General features: G+C 57.3%; 20 protein-coding genes and 1 riboswitch. Of the genes, 14 read left to right on the forward strand and 6 right to left on the reverse strand.

Annotated elements, in window-relative coordinates:
- The first annotated feature begins 119 nt into the window (after positions 1-119).
- Positions 120-1,229, forward strand: coding sequence for an iron-sulfur cluster carrier protein ApbC (gene apbC, locus ABTW00_RS08225; RefSeq protein ID WP_064544201.1), 1,110 nt, complete (start codon positions 120-122; stop codon positions 1,227-1,229).
- Positions 1,230-1,524: 295 nt separating this feature from the next.
- Complete coding sequence (locus tag ABTW00_RS08230; protein WP_433640107.1) at positions 1,525-1,854, forward strand: hypothetical protein; 330 nt, start codon at positions 1,525-1,527, stop codon at positions 1,852-1,854.
- A gap of 45 nt (positions 1,855-1,899) precedes the next feature.
- On the opposite strand, the gene ABTW00_RS08235 is transcribed toward ABTW00_RS08230, so the two are convergent.
- Positions 1,900-2,217 (reverse strand): RcnB family protein, encoded by a 318-nt coding sequence (locus ABTW00_RS08235; protein ID WP_064544205.1) that lies wholly within the window; start codon positions 2,215-2,217, stop codon positions 1,900-1,902.
- Between the two features lie 144 nt (positions 2,218-2,361).
- Between ABTW00_RS08235 and ABTW00_RS08240 the strand changes: the two genes are divergently transcribed.
- The gene (locus tag ABTW00_RS08240; RefSeq protein ID WP_064544207.1) at positions 2,362-3,261 is read left to right on the forward strand and encodes a LysR family transcriptional regulator; all 900 of its coding nucleotides are present in this window, start codon (positions 2,362-2,364) and stop codon (positions 3,259-3,261) included.
- A gap of 92 nt (positions 3,262-3,353) precedes the next feature.
- Here ABTW00_RS08240 and speG read toward each other — a convergent pair whose 3' ends face one another.
- From speG to ABTW00_RS08255, 3 genes are all read right to left on the reverse strand, one after another.
- Positions 3,354-3,911: a spermidine N1-acetyltransferase gene (speG, locus tag ABTW00_RS08245; RefSeq protein WP_064544209.1), complete on the reverse strand. Its 558-nt coding sequence runs from the start codon at positions 3,909-3,911 to the stop codon at positions 3,354-3,356.
- A 154-nt stretch (positions 3,912-4,065) separates the two neighbouring features.
- Positions 4,066-5,409 (reverse strand): NCS2 family permease, encoded by a 1,344-nt coding sequence (locus tag ABTW00_RS08250; protein WP_433640110.1) that lies wholly within the window; start codon positions 5,407-5,409, stop codon positions 4,066-4,068.
- Between the two features lie 18 nt (positions 5,410-5,427).
- On the reverse strand, positions 5,428-7,209 hold the full coding sequence (locus ABTW00_RS08255) for an adenine deaminase (protein ID WP_433640112.1): 1,782 nt from the start codon (positions 7,207-7,209) through the stop codon (positions 5,428-5,430).
- A gap of 125 nt (positions 7,210-7,334) precedes the next feature.
- Between ABTW00_RS08255 and ABTW00_RS08260 the strand changes: the two genes are divergently transcribed.
- The gene (locus ABTW00_RS08260; protein WP_433640114.1) at positions 7,335-8,261 is read left to right on the forward strand and encodes a LysR family transcriptional regulator; all 927 of its coding nucleotides are present in this window, start codon (positions 7,335-7,337) and stop codon (positions 8,259-8,261) included.
- A 53-nt stretch (positions 8,262-8,314) separates the two neighbouring features.
- Here ABTW00_RS08260 and ABTW00_RS08265 read toward each other — a convergent pair whose 3' ends face one another.
- The gene (locus tag ABTW00_RS08265; protein ID WP_416374525.1) at positions 8,315-8,803 is read right to left on the reverse strand and encodes a hypothetical protein; all 489 of its coding nucleotides are present in this window, start codon (positions 8,801-8,803) and stop codon (positions 8,315-8,317) included.
- A gap of 720 nt (positions 8,804-9,523) precedes the next feature.
- Positions 9,524-9,620: riboswitch (TPP riboswitch) on the forward strand.
- A 34-nt stretch (positions 9,621-9,654) separates the two neighbouring features.
- Here ABTW00_RS08265 and thiM point away from each other — a divergent pair.
- From thiM to ABTW00_RS08315, 10 genes are all read left to right on the forward strand, one after another.
- Positions 9,655-10,440 (forward strand): hydroxyethylthiazole kinase, encoded by a 786-nt coding sequence (gene thiM, locus ABTW00_RS08270; RefSeq protein ID WP_433640116.1) that lies wholly within the window; start codon positions 9,655-9,657, stop codon positions 10,438-10,440.
- Positions 10,437-11,237: a bifunctional hydroxymethylpyrimidine kinase/phosphomethylpyrimidine kinase gene (gene thiD / locus ABTW00_RS08275; protein WP_064544233.1), complete on the forward strand. Its 801-nt coding sequence runs from the start codon at positions 10,437-10,439 to the stop codon at positions 11,235-11,237. Before thiM ends, thiD begins: the two co-directional genes overlap by 4 nt.
- 144 nt (positions 11,238-11,381) lie before the next feature.
- Positions 11,382-12,434: a class I fructose-bisphosphate aldolase gene (gene fbaB / locus ABTW00_RS08280; protein ID WP_163449116.1), complete on the forward strand. Its 1,053-nt coding sequence runs from the start codon at positions 11,382-11,384 to the stop codon at positions 12,432-12,434.
- Between the two features lie 267 nt (positions 12,435-12,701).
- The gene (locus tag ABTW00_RS08285) at positions 12,702-13,856 is read left to right on the forward strand and encodes a mandelate racemase family protein (RefSeq protein WP_065357420.1); all 1,155 of its coding nucleotides are present in this window, start codon (positions 12,702-12,704) and stop codon (positions 13,854-13,856) included.
- A 62-nt stretch (positions 13,857-13,918) separates the two neighbouring features.
- Positions 13,919-15,541 (forward strand): ABC transporter substrate-binding protein, encoded by a 1,623-nt coding sequence (locus ABTW00_RS08290; RefSeq protein ID WP_065357421.1) that lies wholly within the window; start codon positions 13,919-13,921, stop codon positions 15,539-15,541.
- Positions 15,538-16,575 carry an ABC transporter permease gene (locus tag ABTW00_RS08295; protein WP_062778702.1) on the forward strand — a complete coding sequence of 346 codons (1,038 nt, stop codon included), beginning with the start codon at positions 15,538-15,540 and terminating at the stop codon, positions 16,573-16,575. The genes ABTW00_RS08290 and ABTW00_RS08295 overlap by 4 nt, the downstream gene beginning before the upstream one ends.
- The gene (locus ABTW00_RS08300) at positions 16,572-17,477 is read left to right on the forward strand and encodes an ABC transporter permease (RefSeq protein ID WP_064544245.1); all 906 of its coding nucleotides are present in this window, start codon (positions 16,572-16,574) and stop codon (positions 17,475-17,477) included. Before ABTW00_RS08295 ends, ABTW00_RS08300 begins: the two co-directional genes overlap by 4 nt.
- Positions 17,449-18,315: an ABC transporter ATP-binding protein gene (locus ABTW00_RS08305; RefSeq protein WP_433640121.1), complete on the forward strand. Its 867-nt coding sequence runs from the start codon at positions 17,449-17,451 to the stop codon at positions 18,313-18,315. The genes ABTW00_RS08300 and ABTW00_RS08305 overlap by 29 nt, the downstream gene beginning before the upstream one ends.
- A 9-nt stretch (positions 18,316-18,324) precedes the next feature.
- Positions 18,325-19,098 carry an ABC transporter ATP-binding protein gene (locus ABTW00_RS08310; RefSeq protein ID WP_433640123.1) on the forward strand — a complete coding sequence of 258 codons (774 nt, stop codon included), beginning with the start codon at positions 18,325-18,327 and terminating at the stop codon, positions 19,096-19,098.
- A gap of 121 nt (positions 19,099-19,219) precedes the next feature.
- Positions 19,220-20,509 (forward strand): ABC transporter substrate-binding protein, encoded by a 1,290-nt coding sequence (locus tag ABTW00_RS08315; RefSeq protein ID WP_433640125.1) that lies wholly within the window; start codon positions 19,220-19,222, stop codon positions 20,507-20,509.
- On the opposite strand, the gene yegS is transcribed toward ABTW00_RS08315, so the two are convergent.
- Positions 20,506-21,405, reverse strand: coding sequence for a lipid kinase YegS (gene yegS / locus ABTW00_RS08320; RefSeq protein WP_064544257.1), 900 nt, complete (start codon positions 21,403-21,405; stop codon positions 20,506-20,508). The two genes, ABTW00_RS08315 and yegS, sit on opposite strands and share 4 nt — an antisense overlap.
- Positions 21,406-21,520: the final 115 nt, after the last annotated feature.

Genomic DNA, 21,520 nt, shown 5'->3' on the forward strand with positions numbered 1-21,520 from the left:
GTTGTAAAAAGGGGTTTTGATATTACCAAAAGGGTAGTGGGTGCGCCATACATGCTTGACCGTAGCTGTGGTAGACTTAGGCGTACTGAAAGCAATTGAAAACAACAAAAGGAGTCGGGATGAACGCAGAATCCCAGGCCAAATCACCTGAACGTCTACGTGCGATGGTGGCCGGTACGCTGGCAAACTTCCAGCACCCCACCCTGAAGCACAACTTAACGACGCTGAAAGCGCTGCATCATGTCGCCTGGCTGGACGACACCGTGCACATCGAACTGCAGATGCCGTTTGTCTGGCACAGCGCATTTGAAGAATTAAAAGAGCAAACCAGCGCTGAATTGCTGCGTGTCACTGGGGCGAAAGCCATCGACTGGAAGCTGTCGCACAGCATCGCCACGCTGAAGCGCGTGAAAAACCAGCCGGGCATTAACGGCGTGAAAAACATTATTGCCGTCAGCTCCGGCAAAGGCGGGGTCGGTAAATCCTCCACCGCCGTCAACCTGGCGCTGGCGCTGGCTGCCGAAGGGGCGAAAGTGGGCATTCTGGATGCCGATATCTACGGCCCATCGATCCCGAATATGCTGGGCGCGGAAAACCAGCGTCCGACGTCTCCAGACGGCACCCATATGGCACCGATTATGGCGCACGGTCTGGCGACCAACTCCATTGGTTATCTGGTGACTGACGACAACGCCATGGTTTGGCGCGGCCCGATGGCCAGTAAAGCGCTGATGCAGATGCTGCAGGAGACCCTGTGGCCCGATCTCGACTATCTGGTTCTCGACATGCCGCCAGGCACCGGTGATATCCAGCTGACGCTGGCGCAGAATATTCCGGTGACCGGGGCTGTCGTCGTCACTACGCCGCAGGATATCGCGCTGATCGACGCCAAAAAAGGCATCGTGATGTTCGAGAAGGTCGAAGTGCCGGTGTTGGGCATTGTGGAAAACATGAGCATGCATATTTGCAGCAACTGCGGCCACCACGAGCCTATCTTCGGTACCGGCGGCGCCGAGAAGCTGGCGGAGAAATACCATACCCAACTGCTGGGCCAGATGCCGCTGCACATCAATCTGCGTGAAGATCTCGATAAAGGTACGCCGACCGTGGTCGCGCGCCCGGACAGCGAGTTCACCGAGATTTATCGCCAGCTTGCGGGCCGTGTGGCCGCGCAGCTCTACTGGCAGGGTGAGGTCATTCCGAGCGAGATTGCATTCCGCGCGGTATAATTCTCCCGTATTTCGTGCGGTACGCCTTGTGCCGCACGAACTAAGATTTATTTATCTGAACATATCCTTATTTATTATCTTACCTCCATTGCATATTTATTTTTATAATAATATCGCACCCATCAAAGGTAATTATTTGGTTATTTTGATGTTAATCAATTAAGCAATTTAATAACATTGTTTTCTCTCTCAGCGTATGAGATGTTCAAGTTCATCACCATTTGCAAAAAAATTGAGCGCTAATCATCTCCTGTTATTTGTGGTAATTATTATTAATGCGGCAATGGAGAGTAAAATGAATAATGAAACGCTGATAATGAAGTTGCGTGAGCTGCTGGTGTTGCTGATGCAGAGCCGCTCGCTGGCCGAGAAATCCGCCGATGCGATTCGCTACTGCCGCGAACAGATGATTGAGAAGGAGTTGCCGGTCAATATTTATGGTGAATATCGGGAGATGATTGAACATCTGACCGAACTGGCGGAAGAGAATAATCATATCGCCCCGGATGACCTATTACGCAGCGGCGGCGATTTACTATTAAGCATTCTGTTATTATATGAACGCCTGGCGGGTGAGATAGCGATTAATCAATATCTGAATCAGAAAGGCGTGCATTATTTCTAGTCGAAAAAACGGGCCAGCGGTGAGGCTATCGCCGCTGGCGGATTATTAACGGTGATAGAAAATTTCACCGTCGTAAATCTTGCTGATTTTGCCGTCGGTATCACCGATCTGCACATAGTTACCGCCCATATACGTCCAGCGGGTACCGGCATCCGGCGCAGGCAGATTACGCTGCTGCCACTGCTTGATGTTGTACTCCGGCGTCAGGTACATCGCGGGAGCGTTATCGCCAATTTTGAATCGCGTGAAATCGGCGGTGAACTCTTTCAACTCATACTGCTTGATGCCGGTGGCCGGAGCCGCCCATGCCGCACCTGCCGTTGCCAACAGTACGCCCAGAAGCATCATTTTTGTTTTACGCATACTATCCCCACATTATCCTGGATATAAAATTGCAGCTCCGTATGATTCCTGATGCGCGGGCTGAATGGCAAGCGCTGCTTTCTTAAAAAGTGTAAGCAAACAGCGGTGATGCGCGTTTTGAGGATTATTCTGTGAGGAGCCAACATGTTCAGGCTGGAAGATTTATCACTGTTCGTCCGCGCGGCGGCGCTTGGCAGTTTTAGCGAAGCAGCGCGAGAGGCTGGCATCCCGCCCGCGCAGGTTAGCTCGGCCATCAAGCGTCTGGAGACGGCGCTCAATATTCGCCTTTTTGCCCGCTCGACGCGCAGCTTACGGCTGACGGTGGAAGGTGAAACCTGGCTACCGTACGCTCTGCAAATGCTGGATGCGCTGCAAAACGGGCTACAGCAAATCAATACGCCGAATGATGAAGTCAGCGGCACGCTGCAAATTGCCGTGCCGTCCGATCTCGGGCGTAATCTTCTGCTGAATGTTTTCCGTGAGTTCCGCACGCGTCACCCGGCGCTGCGGCTGCGGATTTTGTTTTCCGATCATCGCACCGATGTCTTTAAAGATCCGGTAGACGTGGCATTCCGCTACGGTGAAAACGACGATGCGTCGTTCGTCTCGCTGCCCGTCGCCCCGGAGAACCGCCGGGTGCTGGTGGCATCACCCGACTGGATTGCCCGCCACGGCGAACCGCAAACGCTCGCCGACCTTGAACGCTGCAATGCACTAACCTACGTGCTGCGCGGACGCCCCTTCGACCGCTGGCCCCTCAGTCTCGACGGGGTAGAACACAGCGTGCAGGTTTCTGGCAATATCACCAGCGATGACGCAGAGGTGATCCGCCGTCTGGCGGTAGCCGGCGAGGGGATTGCGTTTAAATCGGGGCTGGATGTCAGCGACGATCTGCGAGAGGGGCGGCTTAAGGTGCTGCTGCCGCACTATCAGGGCGACAGAGTGCCGCTGAATATGATCTGCCCGCACCGCAAACAGCTCTCTGCCGCGGTGCGGTTACTGTATGAGGCGGTGAAAGCGGAGTGTGCGGCGAAGCAGCCATAGCCGCCGTTGCGCTGGACGCCTCGTCAGATTCGCCCGCACTGCCAGCCGCTTTCTGCGCGGTGCGGGTTGTCGGTATCAGACGGTGTTCGCCGTCATTGCGCCGTCGGTTTCAGCAGTCCGCCCGTCGATTTATTATTTTCTAAATATTGATGCTGAAAAATACACATACGTATCGTGTTGCGGTATTCGCCGTTAACGAAGAATTCATGTATTAACTCGCCTTCCTGGATAAAACCAAGCTTACGATAAATATGAATAGCCTTGTCGTTCTCTTTATCCACGATAAGGTAGAGCTTATAGAGATTCAGGACGGTAAAACCGTAATCCATCGCCAGCTTAGCGGCGCGTGTCGCCAGGCCTTTGCCCTGATATTCCGGTGAGATGATAATCTGAAACTCAGCTCGTCGATGAATATGGTTTATTTCAACCAGCTCCACCAGACCGGCATTATTGCCATTATACGAAATAACAAACCGGCGTTCGCTCTGATCGTGGATGTGTTTATCGTAAAGATCGCTTAGTTCAACAAAGGCTTCATAAGGTTCTTCGAACCAATAGCGCATCACGCTCGCGTTATTATCGAGTTGGTGCACAAAGCGCAAATCTTCGCGTTCAAGGGGTCTTAGCTTAATGTCTGATTGTTCTGGCATAATATTTTCAGCCTCTTTGTAAACTGAAAATATATTATCTATTTGTGGTGGGCGTCATCAAGATTTGAAAAAAATTACAATCAATTCAGGGTGATAGTTCTGCTCTCTATCAGACGAGCGTGTCTGGCACGCTCATCTGATGAGGATTGAGAGGTTAGTGCTTCACCAGCGTCGCAAAGTAATATACCAGCGGCACCGCCAGCACCCACAGTCCGATGGGAATCTCGCGCCATTTACCGGCAATCGCTTTGATCACGATATAAAACAGCAGGCCACCGGCAATCCCGGTACCGAAGCTGTTGGCAATCAGCGTGATCATCACCATCATCAGCACCGGCAGACCGTCGGTGAAGTTCGCCAGATCGACCTTGCGCAGGCCGCTGAACATATTCAGGCCAATCAGAATCAGTGCCGGCGCGGTGGCTTCTTTCGGGATCATCAGCGCCACCGGGGTGAACAGCAGCATCAGCAGGAACATTACCGCCGCGGCCAGCGCCGTCAGGCCGGTTTTGCCTCCGGCTTCTGCGGCGGCTGATGATTCAATCAGCGCGGTGGCCGCCGGGATCCCCAGCCATGGCCCGACCGCGGCGGCAATCGAGTCGACCATAAACGGACGATTGATATGCGGCATATTGCCCTCTTCATCCAGCAGCCCGGCTTCACCGCCGACCGCCAGGGTGGTGCCCATGGTGGAGAAGAACTCGGAAGCGAAGAAGACAAACAGGAACGGCAGGAAGGCGATATTGAGCGCCCCCAGCATATCAATCTGTCCTAGCACGGGCGTCAGTGAATGCGGCACATCGATAAAGTGGTTTGGCAAACGGGTGACGCCTGCCGGAATACCCACCAGCGTGGCAAATAAAATGGCCCACAGAATGGCGCCTGGAATACGGCGCGCCTGCAGAGCGATGGCCAGAAATAGCCCGAACAGTGCGACCAGCGCGCCAGGGGCCAGGAAATCGCCCAACATTAACGCGTTCGTTTTGGCGTTCGCCAGTACCAATCCCGCATTGCGGAACCCCAGCACCGCGACAAACAGGCCAATAGAGGCGGTTAATCCGAGTTTTATCGACTGCGGTACCGAGCGGGTGACGACTTCGCGCAGGCCGAATTTGGTCAGCAGGAAAAAGAGGATCCCCGACCAGCAGGCAATACCTAAACCAATCGGCCAGCCGATGTTTTCACTGCCCGCGAGCGTCACGCCCACCAGCACCGACCCGCCAATACCTGGGCCGACGATAAACGGCAGGTTGGCATAGAACGCCATCAGCAGCGTGCCGCCGACGAACACCAGAATGGTCCCCGTGGTGGCCGCGCCTTTATCCATTCCACCTACCGCCAGCAGGCCTGGAATGACCACTAAAAGATAGGCGGCGGCCAGAAAGCCGGTGATGCCCGCCAGACATTCGGTACGCAGCGAACTGCCGCGCGAGTGAAGCGCAAAGCGCCGTTCCAACCAGCTCCCGGAGGCGGTAGAGTTAAGGGTGTTATCGGCCATGATGTGGCGCTCCCATGATTATTGTTGTGCTGTGTGTTGTGATGAAATAACCGGGTCGACAATCTGTCGCGTCGTGCCGTCGGTCAGCCCTAAATCGGTTAAATGTGGCCCGGCGTTACAAGCAAGACAGGTGCCTTCAATCGCCTTAAAGACCCGATACGGCGGCTCCCAGTCGGCAACCTTCGCGCTGAGATCGCGCAGACTGCGGAATTCCGCGGCCAGCTCGTCGGCGGGTTTGTCAGAGAGCATCCCGGCAATTGGCATCGCCACGTGGGCCAGAATGCCGCCGTTTTGCGCCAGCGCCATGCCGCCGCCCGACTCGAGCAGCTGATTGGCCGCCAGAGCCATATCTTCGGGGTGACGGCCCAGCACCACCAGGTTGTGCGAATCGTGCGAGTAGCTGGTAGCAATCGCGCCGCGCAGCTCTCCCCAGCCTTCCAGCAGAGCAATCTGCGGCGTGGCGCCATGGCGGCCATGGCGGTGCTTAACCCAAATCAGGCTAAATCCGGCGGGAATCTGCACCTGGCCGTCACGGATCTCGACGTCCACTTCTCCCCATTGGGTAAAGCGCGCGCCGCGGATGTGGCGTAGCCGCGCGACGCCGTGTTGGATGCGGCCAACCCGCAGCGCGAAGTCATCGGCGCTGAGCGGATCCAGGTGCAGCGTATTGCGCGGCGGCGTCACGCCGGAGGCCGGGGGAATCGGTGCCAGCAGCTTGCCGTCGCGGGCGATTTGTTTACCGGCGACGTAGACCGCGCGGGCGGAGAGTTTATCCAGCGAATCAAAGACCACCAGATCCGCGCGGCGACCGGCGGCAATCAGCCCCAGATCGTTTCGCTGCAGACGAATGGCGGCATTCAGCGTGGCGAAACGCAGAACGTCGGTGGCTGCCAGTCCGTGTTCAATCAGCACATTGAGCAGGGCGATGATACCGCCTTTTTCCAGCAGCATATCCGGCGGCACGTCATCGGTGCAGACGGTAATCTGCGAAGAGAGGTGCGGCAGCGTTTGCAATGCTTTGACAATATCCGGCAGCAGGTAAGGGTGGGACCCCCGAATTTCGAGCGTCAGCCCGGCGCGCAGCTTTTCCAGCGCATCGTCGGCGGAGGTCAGTTCATGGTCTGACGTGACGCCTGCGGCCAGATAGGCCTGTAGATCGGCGCCGCTCAGCCCACGAGCATGGCCTTCAATCAGTTTGCCGCTGTCCAGCCCCGCCTGCACAATCTCCTGCATGCGGCAGCTGCCGTGCAGCACCCCGTGCATATCCATCACCTCCGCCACGCCGCGCACTTCCGGCCAGCCGAGCATGGTGTTCATTTCCGCGCCGGCGAATTCCGCGCCCGACATTTCCAGACCCGGCGTCGACGGGACGCTGGACGGCGCGGCAACCATTACCTGCAATGGCAGATGACGGCTCGCTTCCACGGCGTAGCGCACGCCCGCCACGCCCAGCACGTTAGCAAGCTCGTGGGGATCCCAGAAGACGGCGGTAGTTCCCTGCGCCAGCACTATTTCAGCATAGCGTTCCGGCGGCAGATGTGAGCTTTCGAGATGGACATGGGTGTCCATCAGCCCGGGAGAGAGAAATTCGCCGGGCAGGGAGTGGCGTTCAAGGGCGTCGCTGCGGCTACCGCGCGGGTGGACGCTGGCAATCATGTCGCCGACGATACCCACGTCGGCTTCACGAATTTCACCGGTCGCCATATCGACGATGTAAGCATCGGTGAGCAGCAGGTCGAACGGAACTTCACCACGAGCGGCCTGAACGGCGCGGCGGCGGTTTTCAGCATTGCTGGACATAACATCTCCGGCACAGGGATAATGTGCGCTACTTTAGGGGCAGAGCAAACGGTTGCCCAGCTGAAAAAACTAATCACCTGATAACTTCGGCTTATTCTGCGTGATCGTCACGAGTGAAGCACAACATGACCGAACCCTGGCAGCGATTGCCCGCGCTCTCGCTTAAACAACTGCAGTATTTTGTCACGCTGGCCCAACTGCGTCACTTTACGGACACCGCGAATCGTTTGGCCATTAGCCAACCGGCGCTCAGCAGCGCCCTGCGACAGACGGAAGCGGTGCTTGGCGGCAAGCTGGTGAATCGTACCGCTTCAGCGGTGACGTTAACCGAGCTGGGGGCGGCGATACTTCCCCATGCCCAACGGGTGCTGAGCGTTGCGCAGATGGCATTTCAGGATATGCAGCAAATTGTCGAGGCGGGCGGCGATGGAACGGTGCGCATTGGCCTTGTGCCGTCCGTCAGTTCGCTGCTGTTTCCGCTGCTGCCGAACGCGCTGGCGCAGGCGTTTCCACGGCTGCGGGTTGAGTTCCACGATCGCACCAACGATGCCCTGGTTGGTGACCTGCAAAGCGGGCAAATTGATTTTGGCATCGGCGCTATCGACAGCTCGCTGCCGGCTGATTTGCAGCTCTTCCCGCTACGTGAAGATCCTCTGGTGGCGGTTTTGCATAGGGATGACCCGCTTGCCGGGCAGCCACATTTACCGTGGAAACTGCTGGCCGGGCGCGATATTGCGGTATTCTCAAAGGGTAACGTGCAGCGCCTGGTCGGGGCATTGGTTGAAAGCCAGCGGCTGACGTTGAATACGCGTTATCAGGTGGACTATATCGAAACGCTGTACGGGCTGGTGCGCTCGCAGCTGGCGGTGGCGATTTTGCCGCAGCTCTACACCACTCACCTTGAAGATCCAACGCTGCGGGTCGCGCAGCTTCAGCAACCTGCGCTGACGCGTACGGTGGCGTTAATGCGCGGGCCGCAGACGCTACCGCCGCTAATTGAATCCTGCTTTACGCTGCTGCTCAAAGCGCTGCGCGGGAGCGCCGCCGAGTAGTATACGAGTAGCATAATAGAAGAAGGGAGGCGTTTGCCTCCCTGTATCCATCGTTATTGTTTGACGGTCAGCATGCCGTTTTCGCGGCCATGCGTCTTATTCCACGATGCGCCTTCAATGCCGTCTGCATTCATGCTGACGGAAATAATATATCCCGCTCCGCGAATTTCATAAAAATTGGCGTTAATACGCTTCACAACGGCTTTTTTGCCATTAACTGTCGCCGAGAAGAAACCGTTCGACAGCGTTGCTTTTAGCACATTAGAAGAGAGCGTCGCTTCACGCATGGGATCGGCAACGTGCGCCGCCTGAGCGTGTTGTTCCGCGTCGCGAGTGCGAGTCGCGTTGGCTGCGTTGGCATACGCCGCGGTCATGGCGGCGTTGTTGATACCCTGCTGTCTATTTTGCTCAGATAAATAGCATGTATCTTTAGAAATACCCTGCGCTTCACATTCAGCCATCCGCTGTGCCGGGCTTGAACAGCCCGCCAAAATAGCTGAGCCGGTCATTACAGCTAACAGTATCAATTTTGCTTTCATCATTAACCTTGCTTTTTATAAAGTTCAGAACGCAACCTGAATATATGTGTAACGTTCCTGGTATCATTATTGGGACGTTAATAATAAATTATTATCAGGTTGTGAATGTTATGAGTGATAACAGTCGCTCTCTATTACTGATATTGCGTTGCTACACACTACGACACCAAATGCTCCCGTTGCTACCAGCGCAAGGGAAACAATAGCGTAAGCAATAATAAGTTTTCTCATTGACTATCAATCACTAAGGCAAGTAAAAGCTTGCCGCTTTCTTTGTAACGCGAAGCAACTATCCAGTAAGTTGACTATATTAATATTGATTAAGATCATGTTTTTTGTTGATAGATTCAGGCGGTGAATGGAGTTGAGTTTAAATGTTATTTATTAATAAATTCATATTGTTAGCGATGCTCATCCTACCATTTGCCGATAAGGATTATTCCTATAGAAAATAGTTTTCATGATCTGAAGTTGAGGCGAGTCTGATGATTTTCTTTGTTTTTTTATTATTCCGTTCGTCGCGAGTTTAATTATGGTTATCTGATATTTTGTTTCGTATGAAAGAAAGTTATGACTGTCTTTTTTTATACGCCGCACGCGTGTTAATTAAAGTTTAACGATTATTAGATATAACCTTTCTCTTTGTGTTGTTATTTGTCGCGCGGGAAGAGGCTTGCTTAAGCGAGAAACTTCCCTTACGCTTGCAAAAAAGCGGCCACGCCGCTAAACGACTCGGGGTGCCCTTCCTGGTGAAGGCTGAGAAATACCCGTACCACCTGATCTGGATAATGCCAGCGTAGGGAAGTCAGAGACCGCCTGGTCATTGCTTCTTCGCGTTATGGCAGGAGCAAACCATGTACGTTGATCTGCTAAACCCCGCGCAATCCGCGCGCACCGCCCAACTTCTCCATCAGCACGCCCCTCTTGTTCACTGTATGACTAACGATGTCGTGCAGACTTTTACCGCTAACGTCTTGTTGGCCCTTGGCGCCTCGCCCGCGATGGTGATTGATGCCGGGGAAGCCGCGCAGTTTTCCGCCCTAGCCAGTGCGGTATTGATAAACGTCGGTACCTTAACCCAGCCGCGTGCGCAGGCGATGCGTGCGGCGGTGGAAAGCGCGAATGCGGCGAATGTGCCCTGGACGCTCGATCCGGTTGCCGTTGGCGCACTGACGTTGCGCAGTGAATTCTGCCGCGGCTTACTGCAATTACACCCGGCGGCGATTCGCGGTAATGCCTCTGAAATTCTGGCGCTGGCGGGCGAAAGCCGCGGCGGGCGCGGAGTTGATACCACCGATACGGCGGCGACAGCGCTGCCGGCAGCACAGAAGCTGGCGCGAGAAAGCGGCGCGATTGTGGCGGTGACCGGCGAGGTGGATTACATCACCGATGGTCAGCAAACGCTGGCGGTACAGGGCGGAGATCCGCTGATGACGCGGGTGGTTGGCACCGGCTGCGCGCTGTCGGCGGTGGTGGCGGCCAGCTGCGCGCTGCCGGGCAGCCGTCTGGAAAATGTGGCGGGCGCCTGCGCGCTGATGAAATTCGCCGGGCAGCAGGCCGCCGAGGGGCGAGGGCCGGGGAGCTTTGTCCCAGCCTTCCTCGATGCGCTGTATGCGATGCAGGCGGAGGTGGCGGCATGAAGCGCATTAACGCCTTGACCATCGCCGGTACCGACCCTAGCGGCGGCGCGGGCGTTCAGGCCGACCTGAAAACCTTCTCCGCGCTGGGTGCCTACGGTTGTTCGGTGATGACCGCGCTGGTGGCGCAAAACACCCGCGGGGTGCAATCGGTCTATCGCATTGAACCCGATTTTGTCGCCGCGCAGCTGGACTCGGTTTTCAGCGACGTGCGCATTGATACCACCAAAATCGGCATGCTGGCCGAGACCGATATTGTTGAAGCCGTGGCCGAACGGCTGGCGCGTTATCGTATCCAGAACGTGGTGCTCGACACGGTGATGCTGGCGAAAAGCGGCGATCCGCTGCTGTCCGCATCGGCGGTGGCGACGCTGCGTCAGCGTCTGCTGCCGCAGGTGTCATTGATTACGCCAAACCTGCCGGAAGCGGCAGCGCTGCTCGATGCGCCGCATGCTCGCGGTGAACGCGAAATGCTTGAACAGGGTCGGGCGCTGCGTGCGCTGGGCTGTGAGGCGGTGCTGATGAAAGGCGGCCACCTTGACGACGCCGAAAGTCCGGACTGGCTGTTTACCGCCGACGGTGAAATGCGTTTTACCGCGCCGCGCGTAGTGACCAAAAACACCCATGGCACCGGCTGCACGCTGTCGGCGGCGCTGGCGGCGTTACGGCCACGTCACGCAAGCTGGCAGGAAACGGTGCCGGTCGCTAAAGCCTGGTTGTCCAGGGCACTGGCTCAGGCGGATACGCTGGAAGTGGGCGAGGGGATTGGCCCGGTACATCATTTCCACGAATGGTGGTAGCTGTCCCGTCTGCGTGCCAGCAGCGTGTGCGTTAAAACCGACAAAAGTTGGACATTCTGCGCCCCCGGTACCAGGCTTATCCTGCTCAAAAAATTGAGCAGGACATCCAGCCGACATGATGTCGGCGCTTACGGGAGCATAGCTATGACTGATATTGCGCAGTTGCTTGGCAAAGATGCCGACAGCCTTTTACAGCATCGTTGTATGACCATTCCAGCCGACCAGCTCTACCTGCCTGGCCACGACTACGTTGACCGGGTGATGGTGGATAACAATCGCCCGCCTGCGGTATTGCGAAACATGCAGACGCTCTACAACACCGGGCGTTTAGCCGGTACGGGCTACCTGTCGATTCTGCCGGTCGATCAGGGCGTTGAGCATTCGGCCGGGGCCTCGTTTGCCGCCAACCCGCTCTATTTTGATCCGAAAAACATCGTCGAACTGGCTATTGAGGCGGGCTGTAACTGCGTGGCCTCCACCTACGGCGTGCTGGCGTCGGTTTCGCGTCGCTACGCGCACCGCATTCCGTTCCTCGTGAAGCTCAACCACAACGAAACGCTGAGCTACCCAAATACTTTCGATCAAACGCTGTATGCCAGCGTTGAGCAGGCCTTCAACCTCGGCGCAGTGGCCGTGGGGGCGACTATCTATTTTGGTTCAGAAGAGTCTCGCCGCCAGATTGAGGAGATCTCCGCGGCCTTTGAGCGCGCGCACGAACTGGGCATGGTGACGGTACTGTGGGCCTATCTACGCAACCCGGCGTTTAAGAAAGACGGCGTTGACTACCACGTCTCTGCCGACTTGACCGGGCAGGCCAACCATCTGGCTGCCACCATCGGCGCGGATATCGTCAAACAAAAAATGGCCGAAAATAACGGCGGCTATAAAGCGGTGAACTTTGGCTATACCGACGATCGGGTATACAGCAAATTGACCACCGACAACCCGATTGACCTGGTGCGCTATCAGCTGGCGAACTGCTATATGGGTCGCGCGGGGCTGATCAACTCCGGCGGTGCGGCGGGCGGTGAGACCGACCTGTCCGATGCGGTACGTACTGCGGTTATCAACAAACGTGCTGGCGGTATGGGGCTGATTCTGGGCCGCAAAGCGTTTAAAAAATCCATGGCCGACGGCGTGCAGTTGATCAACGCCGTGCAGGATGTCTACCTCGACAGCAAAATCACCTTCGCCTAGTCTACCGCCTTCCCATCCGCCCGGGTGGGAAGGCCGATCCCCTTCACACTTCGTTATCCTTTTGTGAAAAACATCACGCCCCCTTGTGCGCATGCCCAAAAAACAGCCGATTGTTAGCGTTATTTGTCCGTGGAAGCGCTGTTATTTTGTGCTTAGATTAGTCGTGAAACGCCTTTTCAATTCCCTAAAACCGTTTTATCGGATCAGTGTTGGACACAGGATTGTGACGCGATGAGCGGCAATCGAATGTTGTACTAAGGACACATAATGAAAATTGAATCTGTAAATGTCACCGTTTTCCAGCATCCTACCCGACGGGTCTCGGATAGCGCCGGGCACTCGCATCCGGGGCCAGAAAGCATGGCCAAAATGGCAATGCTGACGATTACCGCGGACGATGGCAGCAAGGGCTACTCGTTTGCACCACCGGAAATCGTGCGCCCGTTCGTGGTGAATACTTTCTTCCGTAAAGTGCTGGTCGGTCAGGATCCGTTCGACCGTGAACGCATCTGGCAGGACCTGGTGCACTGGCAGCGGGGCAGTGCGCATCAGTTGACCGAACGCGCGCTGTCGTTCGTGGAACAAGCGCTGTGGGACCTGATTGGGCGTAAGCTCAATATGCCGGTCTACAAACTGCTCGGCGGCTATCGTGACAAAGTCCCGGCCTACGGCAGCACCATGTGCGGTGACGACTTAGCAGGCGGTTTATCCACCCCGGAAGAGTACGCGGCCTTCGCTGAAACGCTGGTGGCGCGCGGCTACAAGGCCATCAAGCTGCATACCTGGATGCCGCCGGTCTCCTTCGCCCCGAACCCGAAAATGGATATCAAAGCCTGCGCCGCGGTACGTGAAGCGGTCGGCCCGGATATCGATCTGATGATTGACGGCTACCACTGGTACAGCCGCACTGAAGCGTTGTGGATTGGTAAAGAGCTGGAAAAACTCAACTTCGCGTGGTTTGAAGAACCGATGGAAGAGGACAGCATGTCGTCCTACGCATGGCTGGCGGAAAATCTCTCTATTCCGATTATCGGGCCGGAAAGCTTCGGCGGTAAGCACCACAGCCGTGCGGATTGGGTGAAAGCGGGCGCGTGCGACATTCTGCGCGCGGGCGCTAACGGCGTGGGCGGCATTACGCCGACCATGAAGGTGGCGGCGCTGGCGGAATCCTTCGGTATGGACTGCGAAGTACACGGCAACGGCGCGGCAAGCCTGGCGGTGGTCGGCGCGATCCGTAACTGCCGCTGGTATGAGCGCGGCCTGCTGCATCCGTTCCTCGACTACGACCAGCCGGCGGCCTATCTGAACAGCATCATCGACCCGATGGACGCGGATGGCTTTGTTCATCTGTCTCAACGCCCGGGACTGGGCGAAGACATCAATTTTGCCTATATCGAAGCCAATACCGTTAGCCACGACTGACATATAACAAAGACAGGCACGTACGGATTCGTAGCCTGTCGTACCCTACAGGCGACAGATAGATGAAAAAATCCTCCTTACTGGGAGCGTGTTTGCTCGCGCTCACGATGACGATGGGGAGCGGGGCGGCGTTGGCAAAAACGCCGCCGGATCAGCTCATCATCGGCATGAACATGAATAATCTGCTGACCCTCGACCCGGCCGCGATGACCGGTAATGAAGTGGTCGGTATCGTGGTCAATCTCTATGATTCGCTGGTTGAACTGGACCCAGAACAACTGACCAACGTCAAACCGGCACTGGCCAAATCCTGGGACATCAGCCCGGACGGCAAAACGCTGACCTTCCATCTGCAAAACAACGTCAAGTTTCACTCCGGCAACCCGCTGACCGCCGCCGATGTGGTGTGGTCGATGCGTCGTATTCTGCACCTAAACCTCGCACAGGCGTCGGTGTGGAAGTCTTACGGCTTCAGCAAAAAGAACGTCGATAAGCAGGTGACCGCGCTGGACGACTATACGGTGCAGATTGTGCTGCCAAAGGCGAACGATCCGCAGCTGGTGATTTACTCGCTCGGCGCGCTCGGTAACCTCGGCGTGCTCGACAGCAAAACCGTGCAGAGCCATGAACAGGATAACGACTGGGGCAACAAGTGGCTGACCACGCACGAAGCCGGTTCCGGGCCGTTTATGCTGGAGACCTGGCAGGCCAAAGACGTGCTGCGCATGAAGCGTAACCCGGACTACTGGCGGGGCGAGCCGAAGATGAGCCGCGTGGTGCTGCGCCATTTCCAGGAATCGCAGACCCTGCGTCTGATGATTGAAAAAGGCGACCTCGATATTGCCAACAATATGGCGGTATCCGATATCAACGCCCTGCGCAAAGATCCGCAGCTTACCGTCGACGCGGTACAACGCGGCACCATGTACTACGTGGCGATGAGCATGAAAGAGGCGCACTTCGCCAACCCGAAGGTACGTGAGGCGGTACGCTACCTGATTGATTATCAGGGGATTAACAAAGCGCTGATGCCAGGTTACGGCGTACTGCACCAGCGGCCAATCAAGGCGGGCATGCCGTCGACGCTGCCGGATCCGGGTTACCGCTTTGATCTCGCGAAGGCGAAAAAGCTGCTGGCGGAAGCGGGCTACCCGGACGGTTTTGATACCACCCTGCGCGTGCTCTCGGACCAGCCGTTCCTCAATATCGCCATTGCCGTTCAGTCGACGCTGATGCAGGCGGGGATCAACGCCAAAATCATCACCGGTACCGGCAACCAGATCTACGGCGCGATGCGCGAACGTAAGTTCGACATGCTGGTCGGTCGCGGGGGCAGCGGGATGGAGCCGCATCCGCACTCCAGCCTGCGCGCGCTGGTCTATAACCCGGACAACAGCGATGAAGCGCGACTCACCAACTTCCAGGGCTGGCGTACCGGTTTTTACGACAAACAGCTCAACGAGATGATTGATGGCGCGCTGCTGGAACGTAACCCGCAGAAGCAAATAGCCGATTACCAGGCGATTCAAACTCGTTTCGACGCACTGATCCCGGCGATGATCCCCGTCTCGCAGATGGTGGATTCGGTGGTCGTGCGCAACGAAGTGAAAGACTACAAACCCCACCCGTCGGCGACCACCTTCTTGCGTGACGTCTACAAAGTGAGCGAAGGAGATAAAGGATGAGTACGGCAATTCTCGCGCCCGGCTCCCGGACCCGGCGCTTTTCAAAACGGTTGATGCAGGTGGCGATTACGCTGTTTGGCCTGCTGCTGCTGACCTTTTTCATTGGCCGCGTGATGCCCATCGACCCGGTGCTGGCGATTGTTGGCCCGGATGCCGACCAGAGCACCTATCAGCAGGTCTATCACCAGCTGGGATTTGACCAGTCGCTGATGACCCAGTTTGGCATTTACTTCGTCAACCTGCTGCACGGCGACCTCGGTAACGCGCTGCTGACCGGGAAACCGGTGACCGACGATATTATCCGCGTCTTCCCGGCAACCATGGAGCTGGCGACGATGGCGATTATCGTCGGCGCGGGCCTCGGCATTCCGCTGGGCGTGCTGGCGGCGGCGCGTCGTAACAGTATTTCCGACTACGTGGTGCGCATTATCAGCCTCGCCGGTTATTCCACGCCGATTTTCTGGGTGGGGATGATGGGGCTGCTGGTGTTTTACGCCTGGCTCGGCTGGGTGGGCGGCGCCGGGCGTGTGGATCTGGGGCTGGACGGCATCGTGCCGCGTCGTACCGGGCTGATGACCGTGGATGCGCTGCTGGCAGGGAACAGCGAGGTGTTCTGGAATGCCATTAATCACCTGATTCTGCCCGCCGCGCTGCTGGGTTTCCACTCGCTGGCTTACATCAGCCGTATGACCCGCAGCTTTATGCTGGCACAGCTGTCGCAGGAGTTCATCATCACCGCGCGCGTCAAAGGGCTGACCGAACGTCAGGTTATCTGGAATCACGCGTTTCGTAACATCCTCGTGCAGCTGCTGACGGTGGTGGCGCTGGCCTACGGTTCGCTGCTGGAAGGGGCGGTACTGATTGAAACCGTCTTCTCCTGGCCGGGCTTTGGTTCCTATCTCACCGGCAGCCTGCTACTGGGCGATATGAATGCGGTAATGGGCTGCGTGCTGCTGGTAGGGGTGATCTTCGTGATGCTCAACCTGCTCTCCGACATGCTGTATCAATTCTTCGATCCGAGGACAAAATCATGACGGTTTCTCTGGATACTTCCCTTTCAGGCGCTAGCGGCGAAGGCCGCCAGCGGTTGGTCCGCGCGCTGGCGCGAGCGGGTGGCTTTATTGGCAAGATGGCGCGTAACCCGTTAACGGCGATTGGCGGCGGGATTATCTTCCTGCTGCTGGTGGTGGCGATTTTCGCGCCGCTGATTGCGCCCTATAACCCGCTGGTGCAGGACTTAAGCAACGCGCTTACCGCGCCGAATGCGCAGCACTGGTTTGGCACCGACGAGTTTGGCCGCGATATCTTCAGCCGTCTGGTGTATGGCTCGCGCATCACGCTGTACATCGTGCTGCTGGTGTCGGTCACCGTCGGCCCGCTGGGGCTGCTGCTTGGCGTCTGCGCGGGCTATTTCGGCGGCAAGGTAGACATGGTGCTGATGCGCGTCACCGACATCTTTATCTCCTTCCCAAGCCTGGTGCTGGCGCTGGCGTTCGTCGCCGCCTTAGGCCCAGGGCTGGAGCACGTGGTGATCGCCATTACGCTCACCGCCTGGCCGCCGATTGCGCGTCTGGCGCGCGCCGAAACGCTGTCGCTGCGTCAGGCGGATTTTATCTCCGCCGTGCGCTTGCAGGGGGCCTCTCCGGCGCGGGTGCTGTGGCGTCATATCGTGCCGCTGTGCCTGCCGTCGGTGATTATCCGTATCACCATGAACATGGCGGGGATCATTCTGACCGCTGCCGGTCTTGGCTTCCTCGGCCTCGGCGCACAGCCGCCGGAGCCGGAGTGGGGGGCGATGATCTCCAGCGGCCGTACCTACATGATGGAGTGCTGGTGGGTGGTGACGATTCCGGGGCTGGCGATTCTGATCAACAGCTTAGCGTTCAACTTCTTAGGAGATGGCCTACGTGACATCCTCGATCCTCGCAGCGAATGACGCTGCACCGCTGCTCGACGTGCGCGACCTGTGCGTCGACTTCGTCAACGGCAACGCGATCACCCATGCGGTGCGCGGCGTCTCCTTCCAGTTGGGGCGTGAAAAACTGGCGATAGTGGGGGAGTCCGGCTCCGGTAAATCCACCGTCGGGCGCGCGCTGCTGCATCTGCATCCGAAAAAGGCGCGTATCGAGGCAAGCTGCATGCAGTTTGGCGACATCGACCTGCTTAACGCCAGCGAAGCGCAGATGCGCACCATTCGTGGCAAACGGATTTCAATGATTATGCAGGATCCGAAATACTCGCTGAACCCGGTGGTGCGCGTGGGCGATCAGATTGCCGAAGCCTGGCTGACGCACCATCCGGGGCATAAGGCGGAGGCGAAAGCCAAAGCGCTGGAGATGCTCGACGTGGTGCGCATCCGTGACCCGCAGCGGGTTTATCACCTCTATCCGCATGAGATCTCCGGCGGTCAGGGGCAGCGTATCATGATTGCGATGATGCTGATTACCGACCCGGAGCTGGTGATTGCCGATGAACCGACCTCGGCGCTGGACGTTTCCGTACGTTTGCAGGTGCTGGGGCTGCTCGACGACCTGGTGAAATCGCGCGGTCTGGGGCTGATTTTTATCAGCCACGATATCAACCTGGTGCGCAGCTTCTGCGATCGGGTGCTGGTGATGTATGCCGGCCGGGTGGTGGAATCTATCGCCGCCTGCGATCTCGACAACGCGAAACATCCCTACACGCAGGGTTTAATCAGCGCGCTGCCGGATATGCACGATCGTCGCCCGGTGCTGCCGGTGCTACAGCGTCAGGCCTGCTGGCTGACGGATTAAGGAGGCATCATGATTGAAGTGAAAAATCTGAACCTGGTGTTTGGTGAGGGCGAGAAGCGCAACCAGGTGTTGTATGACGTCAATTTTCACGTCCAGCCCGGCGAAATTTTCGGGCTGGTGGGGGAGTCGGGTTCCGGCAAAACCACGGTGCTGAAGTGCCTGGCCGGGCTGTTTAACCACTGGCAGGGCGAGCTGGCGATTAACGGTCAGACATTGGATCACGCCATCAGCCGCGAACGCTGCCGTAAGGTGCAGATGGTGTTCCAGGATCCTTATGGCTCTTTGCATCCGCGCCATACCATCGGCGACATTCTGGAAGAGCCGCTGCAAATACACGCTATCAGCGAGCGCGACCGCCGCATCAACACGCTGCTCGACCGCGTGGGGCTTAACCGGGCGTTCCGCGACCGCTATCCGCACCAGCTCTCCGGCGGCCAGCGCCAGCGCGTGGCGATTGCCCGCGCGCTGATTCTCGAACCGCAGGTACTGCTGCTGGATGAACCCACCTCGGCGCTGGACGTCTCGGTGCAGGCGGAGATCCTCAATCTGCTGGCGGAGCTGCAAAAAGAGTCGAACCTGACCTACCTGATGGTGACCCACGATCTGGGCGTGATTGCCCATCTCTGCCAGAAGGTGGCGGTGATGCAGTACGGCAAAATTCTTGAAACGCTTAGCGTTGACGCGCTGGTGAACGGCGAGGCCAAAACGCCGTACACCCAGATGCTGGTTAACGCCAGCCGCCAGTACACGCGCGAAATGGCGCGGGAGGTGGCGGCTTACTAGCCGTTGTCGGCCCGATAAGCGAAGCGCCTTCGGGCAGTTCGGCGCGGGTGCCGGATGGCGGCGTAAACGCCTTATCCGGCCTACCCCTATTTTTCCAATTTGCCTCTGGGAATAATAAAAAATGCATCAATTCGCATACCGTATCGCCCTACCGTTATTACTGTCTGCCTGTACCGCCTCCGCGCTGGCCGCGGAAACCATCGACCTGCGTATGTCCTGGTGGGGCGGCAACAGTCGTCATCAGGTGACATTGAACGCGCTGGAAGCCTTCCATCAACAAAACCCGGATATCAACGTCAAAGCGGAATATACCGGCTGGGACGGACATACCTCGCGCCTCACCACGCAGCTGGCGGGCGGCACCGAGCCGGATGTTATGCAAACCAACTGGAACTGGCTGACGCTGTTCTCGAAAGACGGCAACGGCTTCTACGATCTCAATAAAGTGAAAGACGAAATCGGCCTTGACCAGTTCACCGCCAAAGACCTTCAGCCGGTGACGGTGAAGGGCAAGTTGAACGGCATCCCGGTCGCCATGACCGCGCGCATCTTCTACTACAACGACCAGACGTGGAAAAAAGCGGGCTTAAGCTATCCGCAAAACTGGGATCAGTTGATGCAGGCCGGGAAAACCTTTGAGACTAAGCTCGGCAAGCAATACTACCCGGTGGCCCCGGAGAGTCTCGGCGTGCTGGCGTTGCTCAACTCTTATATGGTGCAGAAATACAACATTCCGGCCATCAATGAGCAGAGCAAAAAGTTCAGCTACAGTGATGCGCAGTGGGTGGAGTTTTTCCAGCTCTATAAGACGCTGATCGACAATCACGTCATTCCTGACATGAAGTACTACGCTTCCTTCGGCAAGGGAAATATCTATGAGATGAAGCCGTGGATTGAGGGCGAGTGGGGCGGCGTGTACATGTGGAATACCGCCGTGACCAAATATTCCGATAACCTGAAACCACCGGCGAAGCTGGAGCTGGGTGGCTACCCGATGCTGCCGGGCGCCACCGATGCGGGGCTGTTTATGAAGCCGTCGATGATGCTGTCGATTGGTAAAACCACCCAGCACCCACAGGCGGCGGCAAAGCTGATTAACTTCCTGCTCAATAGTAAGGAGGGCGTGACGCTGCTCGGGCTGGAGCGCGGCGTGCCGCTCAGCAAAAGCGGCGCGGAGACGCTGAAGGCATCCGGCGTGATCAATGACAACGACCCATCGGTGGCAGGCATTAAGCTCGCGCTGTCGTTACCGGCGAAGGTCGGCGTGTCGCCGTATCTGGAAGACCCCCAGCTGGTGCAGGAGTTTGACAGCGCGCTGCAGTCCATCGACTACGGTAAGAAAACCGTCGCCGAAGCGGCGGCGGATTTCAAGCATCAGTCGGAACGCATCTTAAAACGCGCGATGCGTTAACGCAGAAGCGGGCAGTCCGGCGGCAGGCGGCAGCGCAGCGCCGCCGGTAAAATCTCCATGCGGAACGAGGTCCCGCTCAGCGGCTCGCCGTCGAGGTTAAAGGTCATCTCATGTGATGCGGTGACCTCAAACCACGGCGAGACGCTATCCACCAGATTCTCTTTACCGTCGTCGCTGGCGAGCGTATTCAACAGCGCGGGCAGCAGCTCTTCGCCGGTGAAAATTCGCAGATGCAGCAGGCCGTCGTCAATCAACGCCTCCGGGCAAAGCTGTTGCCCGCCGCCTGCCTGGCGACCGTTGCCGATGCCAATTACCAGCGCGTCGCCCTGCCAGCTAAAGTTCTCACCACGAATTTCGCAGCGGTCGGGTTTCAGGGTATCCATACGCATCAGGCCGTGAATCAAATACGAAACACCGCCCAGCGCGGACTTCAGCTTCTCCGGCGTTTCGGTGGTGATGCGCGTGCCAAAGCCGCCGGTTGCCATATTGATAAAGCAGGTCTCACGATTAACCTGGGCAATGTCCACCGGCACGTCACGACCGGCAATCGCCAGCTTAAGCGCGTTAGCCATATCGGTGGGAATATTGACGCTGGTGGCGAAATCGTTCGCGGTGCCGAGCGGCACAATACCGAGAGCGGGAACCCGCTCGCTGTCGCACTGAATCAGCGCCGTCGCCACTTCATTGATCGTGCCATCACCGCCGCCGGCAATCACCGTCGCCACCTGCAGCGCAACGGCTTCTTCGACGTAGCGTTCGGCATCACCTTTCTCCCAGGTGACGCGTACGTGAATCACCACACCTTCATCGCGCAGCTGCATGACCGCATCGCGCAGCTCGGGCGTACCGGCGCTTTTGCCGTTAAGTATCAATAAGCTTGCTGGAAAATCTGACATCCGTGAGGCCTCTTACAGGGGGATGTAAAGAGTGTAACAAAGGATACACAGATATGCCTGTTGTCTCTTGTAGGTGACAAACACCTTGCTCGCTTGTCTCTTATAAGTGACAATT

It is taken from the genome of Kluyvera georgiana (assembly GCF_050990895.1).
GTDB lineage: Bacteria > Pseudomonadota > Gammaproteobacteria > Enterobacterales > Enterobacteriaceae > Kluyvera > Kluyvera georgiana.